This window comes from Cryobacterium sp. Y82 (genome assembly GCF_002929495.1).
GTDB lineage: Bacteria > Actinomycetota > Actinomycetes > Actinomycetales > Microbacteriaceae > Cryobacterium > Cryobacterium serini.
Genome location: NZ_PJJJ01000035.1, coordinates 94,152 through 113,602, shown reverse-complemented (window position 1 = coordinate 113,602; position 19,451 = coordinate 94,152). Strand labels below are relative to the sequence as shown.

General features: G+C 63.4%; 20 protein-coding genes and 1 tRNA gene. 14 read left to right on the top strand and 7 right to left on the bottom strand.

What is annotated here, in order from left to right:
- The first annotated feature begins 111 nt into the window (after window positions 1–111).
- Both CXY70_RS12665 and CXY70_RS12660 read left to right on the top strand, forming a co-directional pair.
- On the top strand, window positions 112–1,047 hold the full coding sequence (locus CXY70_RS12665) for an alpha/beta fold hydrolase (protein WP_104192718.1): 936 nt from the start codon (window positions 112–114) through the stop codon (window positions 1,045–1,047).
- Complete coding sequence (locus CXY70_RS12660) at window positions 1,044–2,114, top strand: glycosyltransferase family 1 protein (RefSeq protein WP_104192717.1); 1,071 nt, start codon at window positions 1,044–1,046, stop codon at window positions 2,112–2,114. Before CXY70_RS12665 ends, CXY70_RS12660 begins: the two co-directional genes overlap by 4 nt.
- Window positions 2,115–2,205: 91 nt before the next feature.
- On the opposite strand, the gene CXY70_RS12655 is transcribed toward CXY70_RS12660, so the two are convergent.
- Both CXY70_RS12655 and CXY70_RS12650 read right to left on the bottom strand, forming a co-directional pair.
- Window positions 2,206–2,799: a histidine phosphatase family protein gene (locus CXY70_RS12655; RefSeq protein WP_233205925.1), complete on the bottom strand. Its 594-nt coding sequence runs from the start codon at window positions 2,797–2,799 to the stop codon at window positions 2,206–2,208.
- A gap of 66 nt (window positions 2,800–2,865) precedes the next feature.
- Window positions 2,866–3,789 carry a Sir2 family NAD-dependent protein deacetylase gene (locus CXY70_RS12650; RefSeq protein ID WP_104192716.1) on the bottom strand — a complete coding sequence of 308 codons (924 nt, stop codon included), beginning with the start codon at window positions 3,787–3,789 and terminating at the stop codon, window positions 2,866–2,868.
- A gap of 131 nt (window positions 3,790–3,920) precedes the next feature.
- Here CXY70_RS12650 and CXY70_RS12645 point away from each other — a divergent pair, with 131 nt between their 5' ends.
- Window positions 3,921–4,730, top strand: coding sequence for an RNA methyltransferase (locus CXY70_RS12645; protein WP_104192715.1), 810 nt, complete (start codon window positions 3,921–3,923; stop codon window positions 4,728–4,730).
- A gap of 45 nt (window positions 4,731–4,775) precedes the next feature.
- Window positions 4,776–6,017, top strand: coding sequence for a D-alanyl-D-alanine carboxypeptidase family protein (locus CXY70_RS12640; RefSeq protein WP_104192714.1), 1,242 nt, complete (start codon window positions 4,776–4,778; stop codon window positions 6,015–6,017).
- A gap of 54 nt (window positions 6,018–6,071) precedes the next feature.
- Here the strand turns inward: CXY70_RS12640 and CXY70_RS12635 are convergent, their stop codons facing one another.
- Entirely contained in the window at window positions 6,072–6,860 is a 789-nt protein-coding gene (locus tag CXY70_RS12635; RefSeq protein WP_104192713.1) for an SGNH/GDSL hydrolase family protein, read from the bottom strand.
- An 81-nt stretch (window positions 6,861–6,941) separates the two neighbouring features.
- On the opposite strand from CXY70_RS12635, the gene CXY70_RS12630 reads away from it, so the two are divergent.
- A complete protein-coding gene (locus tag CXY70_RS12630) occupies window positions 6,942–8,759 on the top strand; it encodes a DEAD/DEAH box helicase (RefSeq protein WP_104192712.1) in 1,818 nt (605 codons plus the stop codon).
- Between the two features lie 252 nt (window positions 8,760–9,011).
- Complete coding sequence (locus CXY70_RS12625) at window positions 9,012–9,491, top strand: Lrp/AsnC family transcriptional regulator (protein ID WP_092107921.1); 480 nt, start codon at window positions 9,012–9,014, stop codon at window positions 9,489–9,491.
- A 131-nt stretch (window positions 9,492–9,622) separates the two neighbouring features.
- Here CXY70_RS12625 and CXY70_RS12620 read toward each other — a convergent pair whose 3' ends face one another.
- Window positions 9,623–9,826 carry a cold-shock protein gene (locus tag CXY70_RS12620; RefSeq protein ID WP_035840308.1) on the bottom strand — a complete coding sequence of 68 codons (204 nt, stop codon included), beginning with the start codon at window positions 9,824–9,826 and terminating at the stop codon, window positions 9,623–9,625.
- A gap of 311 nt (window positions 9,827–10,137) precedes the next feature.
- Entirely contained in the window at window positions 10,138–10,974 is an 837-nt protein-coding gene (locus tag CXY70_RS12615; protein ID WP_104192711.1) for a DUF3097 domain-containing protein, read from the bottom strand.
- 59 nt (window positions 10,975–11,033) lie between these two features.
- Between CXY70_RS12615 and CXY70_RS12610 the strand changes: the two genes are divergently transcribed.
- From CXY70_RS12610 to CXY70_RS12605, 3 genes are all read left to right on the top strand, one after another.
- A complete protein-coding gene (locus CXY70_RS12610; protein ID WP_158250979.1) occupies window positions 11,034–11,744 on the top strand; it encodes an SOS response-associated peptidase in 711 nt (236 codons plus the stop codon).
- A 103-nt stretch (window positions 11,745–11,847) separates the two neighbouring features.
- Window positions 11,848–12,012, top strand: coding sequence for a hypothetical protein (locus tag CXY70_RS17845; RefSeq protein ID WP_158250978.1), 165 nt, complete (start codon window positions 11,848–11,850; stop codon window positions 12,010–12,012).
- Between the two features lie 257 nt (window positions 12,013–12,269).
- On the top strand, window positions 12,270–13,256 hold the full coding sequence (locus CXY70_RS12605) for a J domain-containing protein (protein WP_233205924.1): 987 nt from the start codon (window positions 12,270–12,272) through the stop codon (window positions 13,254–13,256).
- Window positions 13,257–13,277: 21 nt separating this feature from the next.
- Here the strand turns inward: CXY70_RS12605 and CXY70_RS12600 are convergent, their stop codons facing one another.
- Window positions 13,278–14,156 (bottom strand): hypothetical protein, encoded by an 879-nt coding sequence (locus CXY70_RS12600; RefSeq protein WP_104192709.1) that lies wholly within the window; start codon window positions 14,154–14,156, stop codon window positions 13,278–13,280.
- Window positions 14,157–14,251: 95 nt separating this feature from the next.
- On the opposite strand from CXY70_RS12600, the gene CXY70_RS12595 reads away from it, so the two are divergent.
- The 4 genes from CXY70_RS12595 to CXY70_RS12580 all read left to right on the top strand — a co-directional run bounded on the left by CXY70_RS12595 (window position 14,252) and on the right by CXY70_RS12580 (window position 17,771).
- Window positions 14,252–14,632, top strand: coding sequence for a hypothetical protein (locus CXY70_RS12595; protein ID WP_104192857.1), 381 nt, complete (start codon window positions 14,252–14,254; stop codon window positions 14,630–14,632).
- A 99-nt stretch (window positions 14,633–14,731) separates the two neighbouring features.
- Entirely contained in the window at window positions 14,732–15,898 is a 1,167-nt protein-coding gene (locus CXY70_RS12590) for a DUF2092 domain-containing protein (RefSeq protein WP_104192856.1), read from the top strand.
- Window positions 15,899–15,940: 42 nt separating this feature from the next.
- Window positions 15,941–16,909: an ABC transporter ATP-binding protein gene (locus CXY70_RS12585; protein WP_104192708.1), complete on the top strand. Its 969-nt coding sequence runs from the start codon at window positions 15,941–15,943 to the stop codon at window positions 16,907–16,909.
- The gene (locus tag CXY70_RS12580; RefSeq protein ID WP_104192707.1) at window positions 16,896–17,771 is read left to right on the top strand and encodes an ABC transporter permease; all 876 of its coding nucleotides are present in this window, start codon (window positions 16,896–16,898) and stop codon (window positions 17,769–17,771) included. Before CXY70_RS12585 ends, CXY70_RS12580 begins: the two co-directional genes overlap by 14 nt.
- A 112-nt stretch (window positions 17,772–17,883) precedes the next feature.
- On the opposite strand, the gene CXY70_RS12575 is transcribed toward CXY70_RS12580, so the two are convergent.
- Window positions 17,884–17,968 (bottom strand) — tRNA-Leu (locus CXY70_RS12575).
- A 106-nt stretch (window positions 17,969–18,074) separates the two neighbouring features.
- Here CXY70_RS12575 and CXY70_RS12570 point away from each other — a divergent pair.
- On the top strand, window positions 18,075–19,439 hold the full coding sequence (locus CXY70_RS12570) for a M20/M25/M40 family metallo-hydrolase (protein WP_104192706.1): 1,365 nt from the start codon (window positions 18,075–18,077) through the stop codon (window positions 19,437–19,439).
- The last annotated feature ends 12 nt before the right edge of the window (window positions 19,440–19,451 follow it).

The window sequence follows — 19,451 nt, the reverse complement described above, 5'->3', positions numbered from 1 at the left end:
CCTTCCGTCCGCGCGAAAGGGCTCTCTCGACGCGTGTGGTGGCTTGAGTCTAGATCGGCCACCCCGATGCACGTCCAGCCTTGCGTAAGTGTCGCGCCTAAACTAGGGCCGATGATCGTTTCTTCTCCCTACGACAAGCTTTTGCGGCGCCTGCCGGTGCGTGAGCTCACCGCATCCGTTCCCGGCAGTGACCGCCAGAGTGCGGACACGCGGTACTGGGACTACGGCGACCCCGCCGCAGCGACAACCCTCGTACTGGTGCACGGGTTTCGGGGAGATCACCACGGTCTGCAATTGGTCGTGGCTGAACTGTTGGGCGACGGCGTAAATCCGGCTGACCTGCGCATCGTGGCACCCGACCTGCCCGGTTTTGGCGAGTCGGTGCCGCTGCCCGGCGGCGTGCACTCGTTGGAGGCATACGCCAACTGGCTCCAGCAGTTTATCCACCTGTTGGCGCCGGCTGGGCGGCTGGTCGTGCTGGGTCATTCCTTTGGCTCAATCGTGGTCGCTGCGGCCGTGGCCGACGGACTGGTCGCGCACGACGTCATACTGGTCAATCCGATCGCCGCGCCGGCACTGTCCGGGCCGCGCGGTGTGCTGACCCGACTGGCCGTGTTCTACTACTGGAGTGCCGCGAGTCTGCCGGATCGTTGGGGCTATGCGCTGCTGCAGAACCGGGCCATCGTACGCATCATGAGCGTGAGCATGGCCAAGACGCGTGATCCGGCCCTGCGGCGCTGGATTCACAACCAGCACGACCGGTACTTCAGTGCCTTCGCCAACCGGCGGGTCGTGATGGAGGCGTTCGCTGCTTCGGTCAGTCACGACGTGAGCGAGTTCGCTGCGCGAATCCGGCAGCCCACGCTGTTGATCGCGGCCGACAAAGATGACATCACGCCGCTTGCCGCGCAGCACCGACTGCAGTCGCTGTTTCCCAACTCGACGCTGCGGGTCATCGACGGGGTCGGCCACCTCATCCACTACGAGAAGCCGAAACCTGCCGCCGAGTTCATCCGTGAATTTCTCGCTGAGGTTCGACCAGCATGAGAATTGTTGTCGATTGCCGCTACGTGCGGTTGGATCACCACGACGGCATCAGCCGATACACTGCTGGCCTGGTCGCCGAACTGGGTCGGTTGCATCCGCTGACCATGCTGATCAGTGACCACCGCCAACTCGGGATGCTGCCCGCCCTGCCCTGGCAGCTCGTGCGTGCCCCGACCAGTCTGTTCGAACCACTCATCGCCCTGACGGTCAACCGACTGCAGCCTGACGTTGTGTTCAGCCCCATGCAGACCATGGGGTCCTGGGGCCGCAAATACCGGCTGTTCCTGACCGTGCACGACCTCATCTACTACCGCAACCGCACACCCCCGCATGACCTCTCACCGTGGATCCGACTGCTTTGGCGCGCCTACCACCTCTCCTGGTGGCCACAACGGATGCTGCTGAACGGCGCCGACGGCATCGTGACCGTTTCCGAGACCACCCGTTCACTGATTTCCGAGCATCACCTCACCCGGCGGCCGGTCACCGTGGTGCCGAACGCCGCCAACACCGTTCCCGGCGTCCCCACCCACCGAAGTGTCCCGGAAACGACCCGCTTGATTTACATGGGGTCTTTCATGCCCTACAAGAACCTCGACACGCTGGTCATGGCTCTGGCCGACCTGCCAGATTACGAGCTGCACCTGCTCAGCCGGGTATCGGCGACCGAACGGGCGCGGCTGACCCGGTTGGTACCGCAAGCCCGGCTGGTCTTCCATGACGGGGTGACCGATGAGGAGTATCACCGCCTGGTGCGCTCGGCGACGGCACTCGTGACCGCCTCGCTCGATGAAGGCTTTGGAATTCCCCTGGTCGAGGCGATGAGCCTCGGCATACCCGTCGTGGTCAGTGATATTCCCATCTTTCGTGAGATCGGCGGAGCTGCCGCGCTGTACTTCGATCCGCGCAGTGCTGACGCACTCGCTGCAGCCGTGCGTCGCCTGGCGATGCAGGGGGAGTGGCAAACGCGCTCGGCCCTATCGATCGAACAGGCCGCTCGGTTCACCTGGGCGGCGTCAGCTCGCACGCTGCTCCGGGTGCTGGCGGGGACGAAACCCATCGCGTAGCGGGTACCGCAACTCGACCGGTCGCGTCGCGGAACGGGAGACCGAGTGCCTCCCTCCGACACAGCACCTCCGGACGTTTAGACGTCGAGGGTCAGGACGCTATCGGCGGTGCGGTCTCGCCGCGCTCGCCGGGCGATCGGGTCGTCGCCTCGAAGTGGGTCAGTGATAGCTGATCGTTCTCCCACCGAAAGTCGTGCACCGAGCCATTGGCGATGAACTCGCCGTGCCTCGGGCGATCGCCGTCGGTGAGGTGACGCAGCAACGTTCCAATGATCCCGCCATGGCTCAACACCAGAACGGACTGCCCGGCGCGAACGTCGGCCAATGCCGCCAACGATGCGAGTACCCGGTCGACGACGTCGCTGCGAGTTTCGAGGCCGGGAACGGCCATGCCGTCGGGAAACCGGTGCTGGCGTTCAGCGAAGGTGAGCCCCTCGATGGCGCCGTGGTGGCGTTCGGTGAGGGAGGCAACCACTTCGGGTTCGTCCAGTCCGAGTTCGGCGGCAATGATTGTGGCCGATTCAGTGGCGCGCAGCAGCGGGCTGGTTACTATCGCATTCCAACGTCGGTTCTTCAGGCGTGCCGCTGCTGCAACAGCCTCCGCCCGCCCAGCAGCATTGAGCGGGATATCCGTGCGGCCCTGAATGCGGTGGTGCAGATTCCAATCGGTCTGGCCGTGGCGCACGATTGAGAAAATAGTCGTACGTGGTCCACCAGTCGGATCGGCGCTTCGCGGGGCGGACACCAACGGTCAGCCCAGCAGACGTTCGGTCAGGGCCGCGAGGGTTTCGGAGGTTCCGGCTTCGAGTTTGTGCAGCGCACGCCCATCACCCTTGGTGACGCCGCGGTTGATGACAATGATGGGCAGCTTGCGCCGGCGAGCCTGTTCCACCAAGCGGATGCCGGAATTCACGGCCAGCGAAGATCCGGCCACGATGAGGGCGTCGGCACCCTGAATCAAAGCGGATGCCTCAAGAAATGTTTCCGTGGGAACGAGCTCACCGAAAAATACGACGTTGGGCTTGAGCATGCCCCCGCAAACCGTGCAGTTCGGCACGACGAAGTCATCGATGTTTCCCACGTCGGCATCGCCATCGGGAGCTATCCGAATGCTCTCCGGGTCGCGGAGTACGGGGTTATCGGTTTCGAGTCTCGCAGCGATACTGTCTCGGCCGAACGCCTGGCCACAGGCCAGGCAGATCACCCGGTCGAGGGAGCCGTGCAGTTCGACGACATGGCGTGAGCCGGCCCGGGTATGCAGGCCATCTACGTTCTGGGTAATGACACCGGCGATGGCACCGGCGTTTTCCAAGTACACCAGCGAGCGATGCCCGAGGTTGGGTTCAGCCTGGCGAAACACTCGCCAACCCAAATGGCTGCCAGCCCAGTAGCGTTTCCGCGATCGTTCGTCGGCAATAAAAGTCTGAAAGGTCATCGGAGTGCGGATCGGCGCGCCCTCACCGCGATAGTCCGGAATGCCGGAATCGGTGCTGAGGCCGGCGCCGGTGAGTACGGCGGCACGTTTGCCGCGCAACAGGGTGGCCACAGCATCCACTGCCCGCTCGGAGTCAAGGGCGACCGTCGAGGCGAGCACAGCGGCGGCATTGGGACCGCCCACGGGCTCGAGCGCGTCGACCAGCGTTGTTTCGCTGGGCGGGGCCGAGTCGGCTGTCATCGGTGCTCCTTTCACGCAGGGACGGGATGAACCATATGCCCGTGAGTTGATTCTAAACTCGTCTGTTTTCCTGTTTGGCTACCCACCTGTCAGGCTTGAGCTCAACCACTCGTCTCGAAAGGCACTTCTTCGTGCAGATCACCCGCATTACCGACCTGTCCAGTGCGGGTCTCGCCGACTATTCGCGGTTGACCGATGTCGCCCTGCGGCGGGTTCTCGAACCAGCCGGCGGGCTGTATATCGCTGAGTCGCCCAAGGTTATCGCGCGGGCGCTGAACGCCGGGCATCGGCCCCGGTCCCTGCTTATTCAGGAACAGTGGATGCCTGACGCCGAGAGACTGCTGGTCGACTGGCCCGACGTGCCGGTCTACGTGGGGGAGCCGGGCGTGCTGGAGCAGCTCACCGGCTACAACCTGCACCGTGGCGCCCTCGCCGCCATGCACCGCCCGGTGCTGGAACCGGTCGAAGCACTGCTGACAAACGCCCGCCGCATCGTGATCCTCGAAGACATCGTCGACCACACCAACGTTGGCGCCATATTTCGTTCGGTTGCCGGGCTCGGTGCTGATGCCGTGCTGATCACCCCGCGCTGCGCAGACCCGCTCTACCGGCGAAGCGTGCGTGTGAGCATGGGCACGGTGCTGCAGGTACCGTGGACTCGTCTGCCGGAGTGGAGCGTGGCCACCCCGCTGTTGCACGCTGCGGGATTTCATCTGGCCGCCCTGGCGCTGGCCGACAATGCGGTCTCCCTCGACATGTTCGCCGAGGCGGTGCCCGAACGACTCGCCATCATCCTCGGCGCCGAGGGTGATGGGCTCAGCCAGCACGCTTTGGCTGCCGCCGACACGGTCGTGACAATTCCCATGCTGCACGGCGTCGACTCGCTCAACGTTGCTTCGGCCAGCGCGGTCGCGCTCTACGCCCTGCGAGTGCGCTCGTGATCTCGGCGGGCCGGCTGCACGATACGAAGAAGTTAGGCTAATCGGATGTCTCCCTCCCGGCGTGTGCTCCTCCGGCGCAGAAGACTGGCCGTCTTCAGCGTTCTCCTCATTGTGCTGGGCGGAATCGGCTACGTCGGCGCCACCAACCTGGCTCCTGTACCGCCCAGCACCGCATCGATCGTGCAGCCGGGCGCTCTCTCCCAACCGGCGGCTGCACCGGCCTGGCCGGCCTTCGGCGCGAGCGCTATCGGCGCGGTCGGTTTTCCCGGTGTTCTGGCCTCGACCGGCGAGCAGGACACGGTGCCGATCGCGAGCATTGCAAAAATGGTCACGGCCCTGGTCATCCTCGATGCCAAGCCACTCGGTGCCGGCGAGGGCGGACCCGAAATTACCTTTACCGACGCCGACGTGGACAGATACTACGACGCGCTCGCCGAGAATGGTTCGGTGGCACCCGTCGTCTCTGGAATGGTGCTCACTCAACGTGAGGCTTTTGAGGCGATGCTGCTGCCGTCGGCTAACAACTATGCGTCTTCCCTCGCAGTGTGGGCGTACGGATCCGTGGACAACTACCTGGAGGCCGCGAAAACCTGGCTGGCCGACAACGCCTTGACCCAGACCAGCATCGCCGACACGAGCGGCCTCTCCGCGTCGAGCGTGAGCAGCCTGGCCGACCTGGTGGAGATCGGCAAGCTCGTCGTCGGCCACCCGGCACTCGCCGAAATCGTAGCCCTCCCGTCGGCGGTCCTACCGGTCATCGGAACCATTACCAACACGAACAAGCTGCTCGGCCGCGGTGGCGTCGACGGCATCAAGACGGGCACAACGGATGTTGCCGGTGCCTGCCTGTTGTTCTCGACCGATTTCACTATCGGAAGCAGCGCGGTCACCCTTGTTGGCGTGGTTCTCGGGGGGGACACGCACTCCGAGCTTAATTCTGCGATCGCCGCGCTGATCGCAAGCATCCAGCCTGGCTTCCACGAGGTCGTCTTGGCCGAAGAAGGCGCAGTGTTCGGCAGCTACACGACTCAGTGGGGCGACGTGAGCGACATTGTCGCCGAGCGGGCGGCATCGGTTCTGGTCTGGTCGGACTCACCGATCGCGGGGGCCGCCACGGCCAAGGACGTGCAACTCGGCCGGGCCGGCGACGAGGTCGGCGAGGTGTCCTTCACGATCGGTACTGCAATGCCCACTACGGTGACCGTGCCGCTCGAATTGCAGCGCACCCTCACGGATCCCGGTCCGGCCTGGCGCATGGGGCACCCCGGCGAGCTCGCCGCCGGTTGACCTCAGTGCGCCGAACTCGCCGTTTTCGCAAACGTCCGGCGCCGGCGCAGCGGGTCAGACCGTCGGCCGGGTGAAGGGGCCGGCGTCTGGTCGTTTGGGCGTCACATGGTCGCCGGAGGACTGGTGACGTATCCGGCGCAGTACCCAGGGAACAAGGTATTCCCGCGCCCAGGCCAGATCTTCTGTGCGAGCCTGGCGCCAGTTGGTACCGAGCATCGGTTCTGGTTCGCTCGGCGCGAGTGAATTCTTCACGTTGAGGGTGTCCAGGACCATGCGTGCCACGGTGTGATGCCCAAGTGCATTCAGGTGTAGCCGGTCGGGCGCCCACATCCGCGGGTCCCGAATTTCCGTGAGCTGCCACATATCGGCCACGAGACAGTCGTACTTCGTGGCAATGGCCCGCAGATTCTCGTTGTAGATCGCGACTTTACCGCGGATGCTGCGAAAGACGGGAGAAAATCCCAGGTCGGCTCCCGTGAACAGCACGACCGTCGCGCCGTCCCGGCGCAGCTGCGAAATCGCTGCCTCACAGCGGGCGGCTATAAGGTCCGGGTCGGCTCCTGGCCGAATCACGTCGTTGCCGCCGGCCGAAATTGTGATCAGGTCGGGGCGCAGGGCCAGGGCCGGCTCGATCTGTTCGTCGGCAATCTGGCCAATGAGTTTGCCGCGCACAGCCAGGTTGGCGTAAGCGAAATCCTCGGTGCCGTCGCTCAAGATCTCGGCCACCCGATCGGCCCAGCCCCGGTGCCCGCCGGGACTCTTCTGTTCGGGATCACCGATGCCTTCGGTGAACGAATCGCCGAGGGCGACGTAGCGCGACCATGGATGCTGTTGCGTCGTCATCGACCCAGTCTGTCGGAACAGCCCCCGCTGGTCGAACCCGGCGCACGCGAACGCCGGTGGGCTTTGGTAGATTTGTAAGAAGTGAATACTCCATCGGTTTTCGGTCCCGCCCAGGGAACGAGTGCAGCCGAACACCTGTCGCCGTCCTTCCCCGAACGCGCGGCCTGGGGTACGGCCGGCAAGTTGCGCGCTTGGCAGGCCGAAGCTTTGGAAGCCTATTTCGTGCACGAACCTCGCGACTTTCTGGCCGCGGCTACGCCGGGCGCCGGCAAGACCACATTCGCCCTGCGACTAGCCGCCGAACTGCGTTCCCGCCGCACCATCGACCGCATCACTGTCGTTGCGCCCACCGAGCATCTCAAGAACCAGTGGGCAGATGCCGCAGCGCGCGCGGGCATCCGTCTCGATCCGATGTTCAAGAACGCAGACCGCAGCTATGGCAGCCACTATCACGGTGTCGTCGTGACCTACGCGCAGGTAGCGGCTCGCGCCGCCCTGCACAAACAGCTCACCGAGTCGAGTCGCACCCTTGTCATCCTCGATGAGATCCACCACGGGGGAGACGCCCTGAGCTGGGGCGACGCGATCCGGGAGGCCTTCGGTCCGGCTGCCAGACGCCTGTCGCTGACCGGTACCCCGTTCCGGTCCGACACCGCGCCGATTCCCTTCGTCAGTTACCTGCCTGACAAGCACGGTATCCGCATGTCGCAAAGCGACTATGCCTACGGCTATGGCCGCGCCCTCGCCGATGGCGTGGTTCGCCCGGTGATGTTCATGGTCTATGCGGGGCATATGAAGTGGCGCACCAGGGCCGGTGATGAAATGGAAGCCAAGCTCGGCGAGGGCAATACCAAGGACATCACCAGCCAGGCCTGGCGCACGGCGCTCGAGCCCAGCGGGCAATGGATTCCGTCGGTATTGCGCGCCGCGAACTCTCGTCTGACCGAGGTGCGGCACGGCATCCCGGATGCCGGTGGTCTCGTCATTGCCACCGACCAGACCGCCGCTCGTGCCTATGCGGTCATTCTCGAGGACATCTGCGGTGAACCCGTCACGATCGTGCTCTCCGACGAGAAGGAGTCGAGTGACCGCATCGACGAGTTTTCCAAGAACACCCGTCGGTGGATGGTTGCCGTGCGCATGGTGTCGGAGGGCGTCGACGTTCCGCGCCTCGCCGTCGGCGTTTACGCCACCAGTGCGGCCACCCCGCTGTACTTCGCACAGGCGATCGGCCGGTTCGTGCGGGCTCGCCGGCGTGGTGAGACGGCATCCATCTTTCTGCCGAACGTTCCCGGCCTGCTCAGCCTTGCCAACGCGCTCGAACTCGAGCGGGACCACGCCCTCGACCGCAGCAACCGTGACGACGACGGCGACGGTATGTACAACCCCGAAGACGCCATGGTCGCTGCAGCGAACAAGGAAGACAAGGCCTCCGACGATCTCGGCGAGGACGATCTCACCTGGCAGGCGCTTGACTCCCAGGCGACCTTTGACATGGTCATGTTTGACGGAGACGAGTTCGGAGAGCTCGCCGAGCCGGGCACCGACGAAGAATTCGACTTCATCGGTATTCCCGGTCTGCTCGAGCCGGAACAGGTGTCGGAGTTGCTGCGGCAACGCCAGTCCCGTCAGTCGAAACGGTCGACCGACAAGCGCAAGGATCCGGTGACGGGCGACATCGCCCCGCTCGAGCCGCCGCCCCTATATCGCACTCTCAAAGAACAGCGCACGCTGCTGTCGAGTCTTGTAGGCATGTGGTCCAAACTCGCCAACGAACCGCACGGCATGATTCACGCCGAACTCCGTCGGCTGTGCGGTGGCCCGGCCGTCGCCCAGGCTAGCGTCACCCAGCTACAGATGCGCATTGACCTGCTCCGCCGCCGCCTCGGGCGCAGCTAGCGCTGGTCCGGGCCGCGGCTACACCGATCTAATCAGTGCGTTAGAGGTAGCGACCTGGCGACCGCACATTGTCGCCCGATCAAACGACGGGGGGCCATCCCGGTATGCACGACAAGAGTCTTAATATGTGACGACGGTGGCAGCGTCCCCACACAGAAACAGGTTCTATGTCCTCACACAGGTGTCACTGCAGACCCTTGCAATTCTTTTGCTCGAATCGCATAAACTCCTTGGTAACGAGGGAGTTTGTTAATGGAATCGAAGAAGCCGGAACTTGACCGGGTTGATCGCGCGCTGTTGCGCGCCCTGTCGGTCAACGCCAGGGCTTCGGGGGCGGCCCTGGCGAGCGAAATCGGCGTCGCCGAGTCCACGGTGTCCCTGCGCCTGCGCCGCCTGCAGCAGCTCGGTCACATTCGTGGTTACCGGGCCAACATCGACCTGGCTGCGCTCGGTGCGAGCCTGCAGGCACTCATCTCCGTGCGACTGGCCAAGCACGCCAGGGTGCAGATCGATGACTTTCGCAACGCCGCCCCGCACTGGCCGGGCGTAATCGGGCTGTTCCACACCGCCGGCGCCGACGACTACCTGTTGCACGTTGCCGCAGCGGATGCCTCACACCTGCGTGACTTTGTGCTGGAACACCTCGCGGAGCATCCGGCCGTCGCTCACACCGAAACGAACCTGATCTTCGAGTATGTCGATGGCGACGGTTGGCAAGACCTGGTGAAGTAGGGCGGATCGGCCGGGCCCGCTCGCGTTTACCGACGCCACGGGCGCCCTCAAACAGCACGTGCTCATACCCATCCAGCATTAAAGCAAGAACGCCCCCCGCAAAAGCGGGAGGCGTTCTTCGCAAGCTCTATTTAGAGGGCGCGGATGTTCTCGGCCTGAGGACCCTTGGGGCCCTGGGTTACCTCGAACTCGACCTTCTGGTTCTCATCGAGGGACTTGTAGCCATTCGACGCGATCGCGGAGTAGTGCGCGAAAACATCGGCGCTTCCGTCGTCGGGTGCGATAAAGCCGAAGCCCTTTTCAGCGTTGAACCATTTCACGGTACCTGTTGCCATTTGTAAAACTCCTCCAGGAGTGTAAGACCGGCCCCGACTGTCGGGACCGTTCGTCGCGGTATTCGTCGTCCGCTTCCGAAAGGAATGTGGCGCACAAACCGCGATCCAGTTGAATCACAGTCGATGCGTTTAAGACGTGCAAGCACTACAACTTCGTGTCCAACACTAGCCCACAAGTCTGGACGGTTTCAAAGTTCCCAGCCTTTTTGACATGAAAGTGTTACGTTTACGAGCAAATTCGCCTGAACTCCGGGGCGACCAGTGCCCGGCACGGTCCCGAACGCCCGTTGGCCGAAACTGGTTACGGCGTGTCATTCTGCTGTCACGAAGTCGATCAGATGCTCCACGCGCCCTAAAAGTTGTGGTTCCAAATCGGCAAAGGTGCGCACCTGGCCGAGAATTCGCTGCCAGGCCCTGGCGATGTCGGCCTGTTCCTCGTGCGGCCAGCCGAGCGCGTCGCAGATGCCGTGTTTCCACTCGATGCTCCGCGGGACCTCGGGCCAGGCATTGAGGCCGACCCGGGCTGGTTTTACCGATTGCCACACGTCGACGAACGGATGCCCCACCACGAGCACGTTCGCAGCGAACGGCCCGCGCGCCGCGGCCTCCGCGATGCGACTCTCCTTGGACCCGGGCACGAGGTGGTCTACCAACACGCCCACCCGACGTGACGAGCTCGGTCGGAATTCACGGAGGATCGCATCGAGGTTGTCGACCCCCTCGATATATTCAACGACGACGCCTTCGAGGCGCAGGTCCGCGCCCCAGATCTTTTCCACCAGTTCGGCATCGTGTCGCCCCTCGACAAAGATGCGACTGGCGCGCGCGACGCGAGCGGGCACGTTGGGCACGGCGGTCGAGCCTGAAGCCGTGCGCACCCGACCCAGGGCGGCGGCCATGGTCGGTGCAATCAGTGTGACGGGACGTCCGTCGATCAGAAAACCAGAACCGAGCGGAAACAGTCGCAGCTTGCCATGCCTGTCTTCGAGGGTGACAATCTTCTTTTCCACACGAATGACGGCACCACAAAACCCAGTGGTGATTTCTTCTACAACCAGGTCTCGGACGGCTTCCTGCGTCGGAATAATGATGCGGCCCGCGTCGCGCCACCCGGGGGAAAGCACGTCTGCACTATATCGATCGTCCATTGCATCGACGCTAGCGGAAGTCCGCGATCGCGCCCGGCATGACGCGGTATTCTGAATGCATGTGTGGTCGACTCGTCATTACCGATTCAGCGCCCGATCTGGCTGCCATGTTCGATATCGAGCATGAAGGCGAAAATCTGCCGGAACCGTCGTGGAACATCCGTCCGACCGACCAGATTCCAATCGTGCTTGAATCGGCCAAAAGCGACCCACCAGTGCGTCGATTGGAATCAGCACGCTGGTCATTGATCCCGTCTTTCGCAACGGAGTCGACGTCGAAATTTCCAACCTTTAATGCGCGGGCAGAAACGGCCGCCGAGAAGCCAACCTTCACGGTGTCCGTGCGGTCGCGGCGCGCTCTGGTTCCGGCCACGGGCTACTTCGAGTGGAACACCGAGGGCGCCGTGAAGACCCCGTATTTCATCCAATCCGATGACGGACTTCCCCTCGCCTTCGCGGGCCTGTACTCCTGGTGGAAGAACCCGGCCGCCGCCGACAGCGATCCATCGCGCTGGGTATTGTCCGCGGCCATCCTGACGACTGATGCCCGGGGCCCGCTCGCGCAGATCCACGACCGTACACCCGTTGCCCTCCCAGAAGAGTGGTGGGACCACTGGTTGGACCCGGCTACCGCGGGCGACCAAGGCCTCGTTGATGCCGCCGTCGTAGCCTCCCGGATAGTCGTAGAGTCGCTCAATTTCCATGAAGTCGGCCCCGTGACCGGAAACGGCCCTGAATTGATCGAGCCGATCACCAACGACTCGATGTAATTGCATCAGGCCCTAACCGGTACGCTCAATTCAGTACGAATAAGCCGTACGCTCAAACCAGTGACTGGCGAAATTGCCGGGCGCTGCCGTGAAAGGAACACCCATGAACATTGTCGCCTTCGTCGTCGCTTTTGCGATTTTCGTTTTCGGTTTTTGGCTGTTCGGCCTGGCTTTCTCGGTCACGGCCATGATGGGACCGATCTTCATTGCCGGAATCCTCTGCGTGTCCATCGCCATGGCAATCCCATTCCACCTGCTGCGCGACTAAGTCGCCACCGGCTCGTTTTCGTGAGTCGGCTGAACTCATCAAGGCAGGGATTTGGCTACCGGGCCGGCCAGAACCGCGAAGGCACCGGCCGCATTGGTCGTGGAGAGACTCGCGAGCCCGGCCAGCAGGGTTCAATATTCTACAACTACCCACTACGGATCTATACGGGTAGCGTATCTGATTGTGGCGCAGAATGGCCCGTAACCCACCCAGCCCACCCTCGGCGCGGTATCAGAATCACGCGGTATCGTTGACTTTTGATCGATTTCGTATTGGTCGTCTTCGAACACGGAAAGGTCCCGCCCAGGATGCAAGACAGCCCGGCCGCATCCACCCCCTACGAGGTTCTCGGAGTGAGTCCGACGGCGACCGAGGATGAGCTACGTCGTGCCTACCGACTGCTGTTACGCCAAACCCATCCCGATGTCGGCGGCAGCGCGATCAGATTTCACGCCGTGCAACTCGCTTGGGAACGCGTTGGACGTCCACAAAACCGGGCCGTTTACGATCGTCGTCGCTTCGGTGACCCCGAGCAGGCCGCTCCAACGGATGCCTACGCCGCCCCCTCCGGCCGCGGCCCCGCCACAAAATCCAGCCTGAAAACCCGCATGCACGGTCATCCCGGTGGCCAGGCGAGGCTGAGATATCTCGATCTAGTGCGCGAATGGGCTGGCCGCGGTACGATCATCGATGACCCGTATGCCCCCGCGTTCATCCGTAGCACCCCGAAACTCGTACGGCACTGCCTCGCGAAAGCTCTGGCAGAGGAGGTCACAGCCCAGCTTGTGGCCAATCTCGGTATCGGTTTCACCGCGTGGCACGACATCGACACCGGTAGCCAGACCGACAAACTTGACCACATTATCCTCGGGCCGGCCGGACTGTTTGGAATCTTGTCCGAAGACTGGGGCGCACCCGTACAGCTTCGCCGCGGCGAATTGGTCGGCGACGAACTGCCGGAGGAGGATCGCCCGATCCACCAGTTCGAGGCTGCCGCGCGCTCGATCAGCCGGGCACTGAAGGTGCGCTTCACCGCGCTCATCGTCGTGCTGCCCGACATCGCCCTTGACCAACCGGTATCGCTGCCCAAGCGTGGTCGACGGCCGATGATTATCGTGATTCCGCGGTCACGCCTGGTCGGCGTGCTGCGTGAGGGACTGGCCGGCATGGAACGCGGCAGCTTTGAAAAGGTCTTCGAGCTGCGCAGCACCCTGCAAAACGGCATCCGTTTCGTCAATACCTAGTTTTTTCGGTCACCGCAGTGATCACGCAGGCAGGGCTAGCTTCTCGACCCAGTAGCGCAGAAATGTTGCCCCGGCCTCATCATGGATCTGGTCGCCGATCACGATCACCGGGTAGGGACGGTCCAGAATGCCATCCGATGGCCGTACGTCAACGTGAGAGACGTCGTAGCCGGCTTCGTACAGGTGATCGGCCATGCGATAGTCGCTGCGGGAATCGCCCATTGATCGCCACAGCCGGGGCAACGGTCCGCTCTCGGCGAAGTAGGCAAGGGCACGCTTTGCCGCATGGTCCTTATCGAGCGTGACCGACTCGATGTCGGTTGAGATGATCGTGGCGTCGAGCCGAAACGGTATCCGACCGAATTCGTCGGGCGACCGGCGATCGTCGAACCGCACACCGAGCCCGTGTTGCACCATGATGGCAAAGGCGGCCTCGTTGAATTCGACTTGGCTTGCGAGAAATTTCGCATGGCTCACATCGGTGCGCTGTTCGACCGAGATCATCGCCTGCTTGGTTTCGTCAAAGAACATCTCGGCTGCGAACGCGTCGGAGACCAGCTGGCGCACCCCGTCAATGGCCGCCACCGGCAGGGCAACGCTCTGATCGACGACGACGTCCCCCATGCCGTTCGCTCCGATTGGAAACCACACCGCGCCCTTCTCGCAGACGCCGTACATTCGAAAGGTCTCTGGCAGGCCGGCCGCGACGAGCGGGGCGACCACCTGCTCGCGAATAAATTCGGCTGACCGCCCGGTGATGAACGCGATCGGCACGTGCCCGGCCGCCAGTGTGATCAAATCGGCCAGGATGCTCGGCGTTGAAATACTGCGCGTGATCGGGCTTGCAATTGGGCCGTCAACGTCGAGGAGAAGTCCGAGCGGGGAAACGGGAATTGACATTTTGCCATTGTCCCATAGGAGGCGGAAGAGATTCCGGCATCGATCGGGCCAGCGGATGCTGCGCCCACGCGCGCGAGCGCTTATCGTTGTCTGTGATGATTACGCGACGAGAAGTAGCACTGCGCCTGGATATCCCGCTGGAAATGGCGACACGTCACGGGATTCCCTCGCGCCTCAGCGAGGGCCAGCTGGCTAAACTCGAAGCCGAGCCGCCGGTTTGGCTGGTGCAGTCGCGCGCCAATCGCACCGGCAAGAAGCCCGTCTGGGTGCAGCTCACCTGCAGTATCTGTGGGTACACCGAAGCCGTGCGTCCAAAGAAATGGTGGCCGACGTTCACCTATATCAGTTGCTCGAATCACGGCTTCGACGAGTTGCCCGAGCCGGCCGCCGGATTCGGCCGCACCGAGTGCGATGGTATCGGCAGTCAATTCATTGGAATCACCGACGCGGCACCTGACCAGGGCGAATCCGTCTGATCCTCTTCCGGCACCTGAAAGTACGCTGATCTCACCACCGAGGCGCATGCCCGAGGCGTACGATCGCCATATGAATCCGAATGCGCCAGAGCGTTGATCGTGTCACGCAATTCTCTCAAATGGCTCCCCGCCGTTGTCGTACCGGCGGTCGTGGTCGCCGCGGTCATCGCCGTGCCGCTCCAGGCCGGTGCCGCCGTTGATCTCCCCGATAAGACACCCGAGCAGGTTCTCCTCCTGGTGAACGACAGCACCGTGTCGGCCTTCTCCGGAACGGTCTCCCAATCGTCTGATCTCGGACTCCCCGCACTGGATCTCAGTGCGGGCATGACCGAATCCATGCAGAAATCCATGGCTGAGTCCATGCCGGAAGGCGCGGCCGAATCCGTCCCCGGAGAGTCGACCATCGGGGCACTGAGTACGGCTCTCGAATTGCTCAGCGGCTCCCATGAATTCAGAGTTTATGTCGGCGGTGAAAGCCAGTCGCGCGTGCAAATCAAGGACCGCATGGCTGAGCGTGATGTCGTACACAACGGGAACGATGTGTGGCTGTATGACTCGAACGGCAACGCAGCGACCCACTTGAGCGTGCCGGCCGATTTCGCTGCTCCCGCTGAGTCGAAGTTCGCCGAGCTAAAGTCGCAACTCCCCACCGACCTCTCGACCCCGGCGCAGCTCGCCGAGCGTTTTCTCAGCGAGCTGGACCCGAGTACGATGGTCTCGGTCGGCACGGACGCCCGGGTTGCTGGACGCAGTGTGTACCAGCTGGTGCTCACGCCGAAAGCAGCTGACAGCCTCGTCGAATCCGTTTCAATCGCGGTCGACTCTGAGACCGGTCTACCTGTTCAGGTGACCGTGCTGGCCGAGGGCCAGAGCGCACCGGCGCTGCAGGTCGGCTTCACGGCCATTGATTTTGCCGCTCCCGACGCCGACCTGTTCGATTTCGTGCCACCGACCAACGCCACGGTGACGGAGCAGGCCATTCCGGCCCTGCCCGACCGCGCTATCGGTGACCACACGGAGGCGCAGAGCCCGACAGCGGATGAACTGCCCCGTGTCACGGGAAACGGTTGGTCCAGTATCGTTGAGGTGCCCGCAGCCGCCGTACCGGCCGAGCTCGGCGACAACCCCCTGATCGACCAGCTGACCAGCGCTGTCGAGGGAGGTCGCGCCCTGACGACATCCCTCATGACGGTGTTCTTGGCCACGGACGGGCGGGTGTTCGCCGGCTCGGTTCCGCTTGCCCAGCTCCAGGCAGCCGCAGAGTGATCGTCACCGCAATGACGTCACCGCAATGACGCGCATCACACTGTGACCGGCGATACCCCGGCTCTCGACCTCGCGATCGAGAGCCGGGGTCTCACCAAACGGTTTGGCCCGCAAACCGCCGTGAACGGCATTGACCTCGCGGTTCCCCGTGGCTCGGTCTTTGGCTTCCTGGGTCCGAACGGTTCGGGTAAGACCACCAGCATTCGCATGTTGCTGGCACTCACCCAGGCGACCAGCGGCTCAATCAACGTGCTCGGCCACAGCATGCCAGCCCGCCTGCACGAGGTGTTGCCCCAGGTAGGCGCCCTCGTCGAAGGACCGGCGTTCTATCCCTTTCTTTCCGGAGCGGCCAACCTGCGCCGCCTCGACACCGCCGATCGGCACGCACAGAGCAGTACCCGGCGTGCGCGGGTGCAGCAGGCCCTTGAACGGGTCGGGCTCTCCCATGCGGCGGACAAGAAGGTTCATGCGTACTCGCTCGGCATGAAGCAGCGGCTCGGCATCGCCAACGCCCTGCTGCTCCCGCGACAACTTCTCGTACTCGATGAACCCACGAACGGCCTCGACCCCCAGGGCACCCGGGAGGTGCGCAGCCTCGTGCGCTCACTGGCCGCAGAGGGAACGACCGTGTTCGTCTCGAGCCATCTGCTCGCCGAGGTTGAGCAGATGTGCACGCACGCCGCCGTGATGAGTGCTGGTCGCCTCGTCGCCCAGGGCACGCTGGCCGCGCTGCGACAGGTCGGTGAGACCCGGGTGCGTGTGCGCACGCCGGATGTCCCGGGCGCGATCCGCGTGCTCACCCACCTGGGGCTGGAGCCCGCGCGCAGCGTGCTTGATGATGCTGACCCGGTCGTGGTCGCGCCGCTCGTCGGTACCCACTGGCAGCCCGAGGCCATCGTGACGGCGCTCGTCGCCGGCGGGGTGCGTATCCGCGGCTTCGCCATCGAGGAACCGAGCCTCGAAGAACGTTTTGTCGCCCTGACCGGGGAGGGTTTTGATGTCGTTCAGTGATGTTCTGCCAGCGGCCGGCCGCAGCGATATCCCGGTGCGCCGCGGGGGTGGCTGGGACCTGCTCGGTTCCGAAATTTCCGTGCTGTTTCGCCGTCGCCGGACCTGGGCCATGTTGGTCGCCGTGGCGCTGATCCCGGTACTGCTTGCCGTCGCCGTTCGTCTGTCGTCCTCCACGCTGAACCCGGGGGAGGGGCCGCCGTTTCTTGATCGGGTGACCCAGAACGGCCTGTTCGTCGGCTTCACCGCAATGGTCGTTGCCATCCCCCTGTTCCTGCCGCTCACCATCGGTGTGGTGGCCGGAGACACGATCGCCGGAGAGGCCGGCCTCGGTACCCTCCGCTACCTGCTGGTAGCGCCAGCCGGCCGGGTACGGCTGTTGTTGGTCAAGTACGCGGGCGCGGCTCTGTTCTGTCTCGTAGCGACGCTGACCCTCACCGTCTCGGGTGCGCTCATCGGGGCAGCCCTGTTCCCGGTTGGACCGGTCACGCTCTTGTCGGGCGACACCATCAGTGTCACCGAGTCGCTGTTGCGCTCGCTGCTGGTCGCCGCCTATGTCTCCGTATCCTTGCTTGGCTTGTCGATGATCGGGCTGTTCATCTCCACTCTCACCGATGTTCCCGTGGGAGCTATGGCGGCGACGATCGTGGTCTCGGTCGTCGCGCAGATCCTCGATGTCATTCCGCAATTGTCCTGGCTGCATCCGTGGCTGTTCAGCCACTATTGGCTCGGTTTCGCCGACCTGCTCCGGCAACCACTCGACCTCAGCTCGTTCGGCCAGAACGCGATCGTGCAGGTCTGTTACCTGGCAGTTTTCGGGGCGTTGGCGTACAGCAGGTTTGTGACCAAGGACATTTTGTCCTGACCATCCACGCGACCGTAGGGCGATCGCTTAACGAGACAAAGCCGGATCCAAAGGATCCGGCTTTGTGAACTGTCTCAACCAGTCCTCGTTGATCTCTTGAAAGAAATCTCCGTGTCCGAGATGGGAATTGAACCCACACGCCCTTAACGGGCACTGGCACCTCAAGCCAGCGCGTCTACCAATTCCGCCACCCGGACTGGGTGAAACGGCCTCCGGATGAACCGGCTGCCGAGGTAATAACTTAGCACGGATTAGAACCCCCGATGTGTCACTGCCGATGGCGACGACGGGTAGCGTTTATTCATGGCTTCCTTTTCGAACGTGCCCCCGGCCTCGAGTATCCCTGATTCAGCGGGTACCTCAACCGCAGACATCCCCCAGAAACTCGACCTGACCGCCGAACTCGCGCGTGATCTCATCCGTTTCGACACGACGAACTACGGGGGAGGCCGTTCCAACGGCGAAACGGATGCCGCCGAGTACGTTGCCGCGAAACTGCGAGACCTCGGCCTCGCGCCGGAACTCTTTGATTCCGAACCGGGCCGAACCAGCGTCATCGCCCGGGTCAAGGGCCGTGATGCGTCCCGGCCAGCGCTCGTTGTGCACGGCCACCTTGACGTCGTGCCGGCCGACCCGGCGAACTGGAGCGTCGACCCGTTCGGCGGCGTCATCAAAGACGGCCTGCTGTGGGGGCGAGGCGCTGTCGATATGAAAAATATGGACGCGATGATTTTGGCTTCTCTGCAGGACGTGATTAGTGCCAATGGTGCGCCAGAGCGTGACCTCGTTATCGCCTTTTTCGCCGACGAAGAGGCCGGCGGTGTGCTCGGCTCGCACTTTCTTGTGCACGAGCATCCCCACCTGTTCGATGGAGCGACCGAAGCCATCAGCGAGGTCGGCGGGTACTCGATCACTCTCGGCGGCAAACGCGCCTACCTGCTGCAAACCGGCGAAAAGGCGCTGATCTGGGTCAAACTCGTCGCGCGCGGCGAGGCCGGGCACGGCTCTCGCATCCACCCGAACAACGCCGTCACTCGGCTCGCCGAGGCAGTGGCGAAACTGGGTCGACACGAATGGCCGATTCGGCTGACCGACACGACCGAGCAATTACTCGGTGAAATTGCTCGAATTCTCGGTGTTGATCCGCAGAAGGCCGGCCCGGACGAGCTCGCCCTGGCAACCGGCACGGCGTCCGGCTTCATCCAGGCCAGCCTGCGAACGACAACCAACCCCACCGGCCTGACCGCCGGGTACAAGCACAATGTCATTCCCGACACGGCCGAAGCCCTCATTGACATCCGCTCGCTGCCGGGGGAAGAAGACTTCGTGCTCGCCCAAATTCAGGAGATCGTTGGTCCGGACATCGGCATCGTGACGATGCACCGCGACATCGGTCTCGAGACCGAATTCAGGGGGCCGCTGATCGACGCCGTTGTGAGTACCCTGGAACGCCACGATCCCGGCGCACCCGTGCTGCCCTACCTGTTGTCCGCGGGAACCGACAATAAGGCGCTCAGCACCCTCGGCATCAAGGGCTACGGTTTTGCGCCGCTTCGCTTACCGGACGACTTGGACTTTCCAGCAATGTTCCACGGAGTGGACGAGCGGGTACCGCTTGACGCACTAGTGTTTGGCAGGCAGGTTTTGACCGACCTGCTGTCACAATAGTGAAGCTGTAAA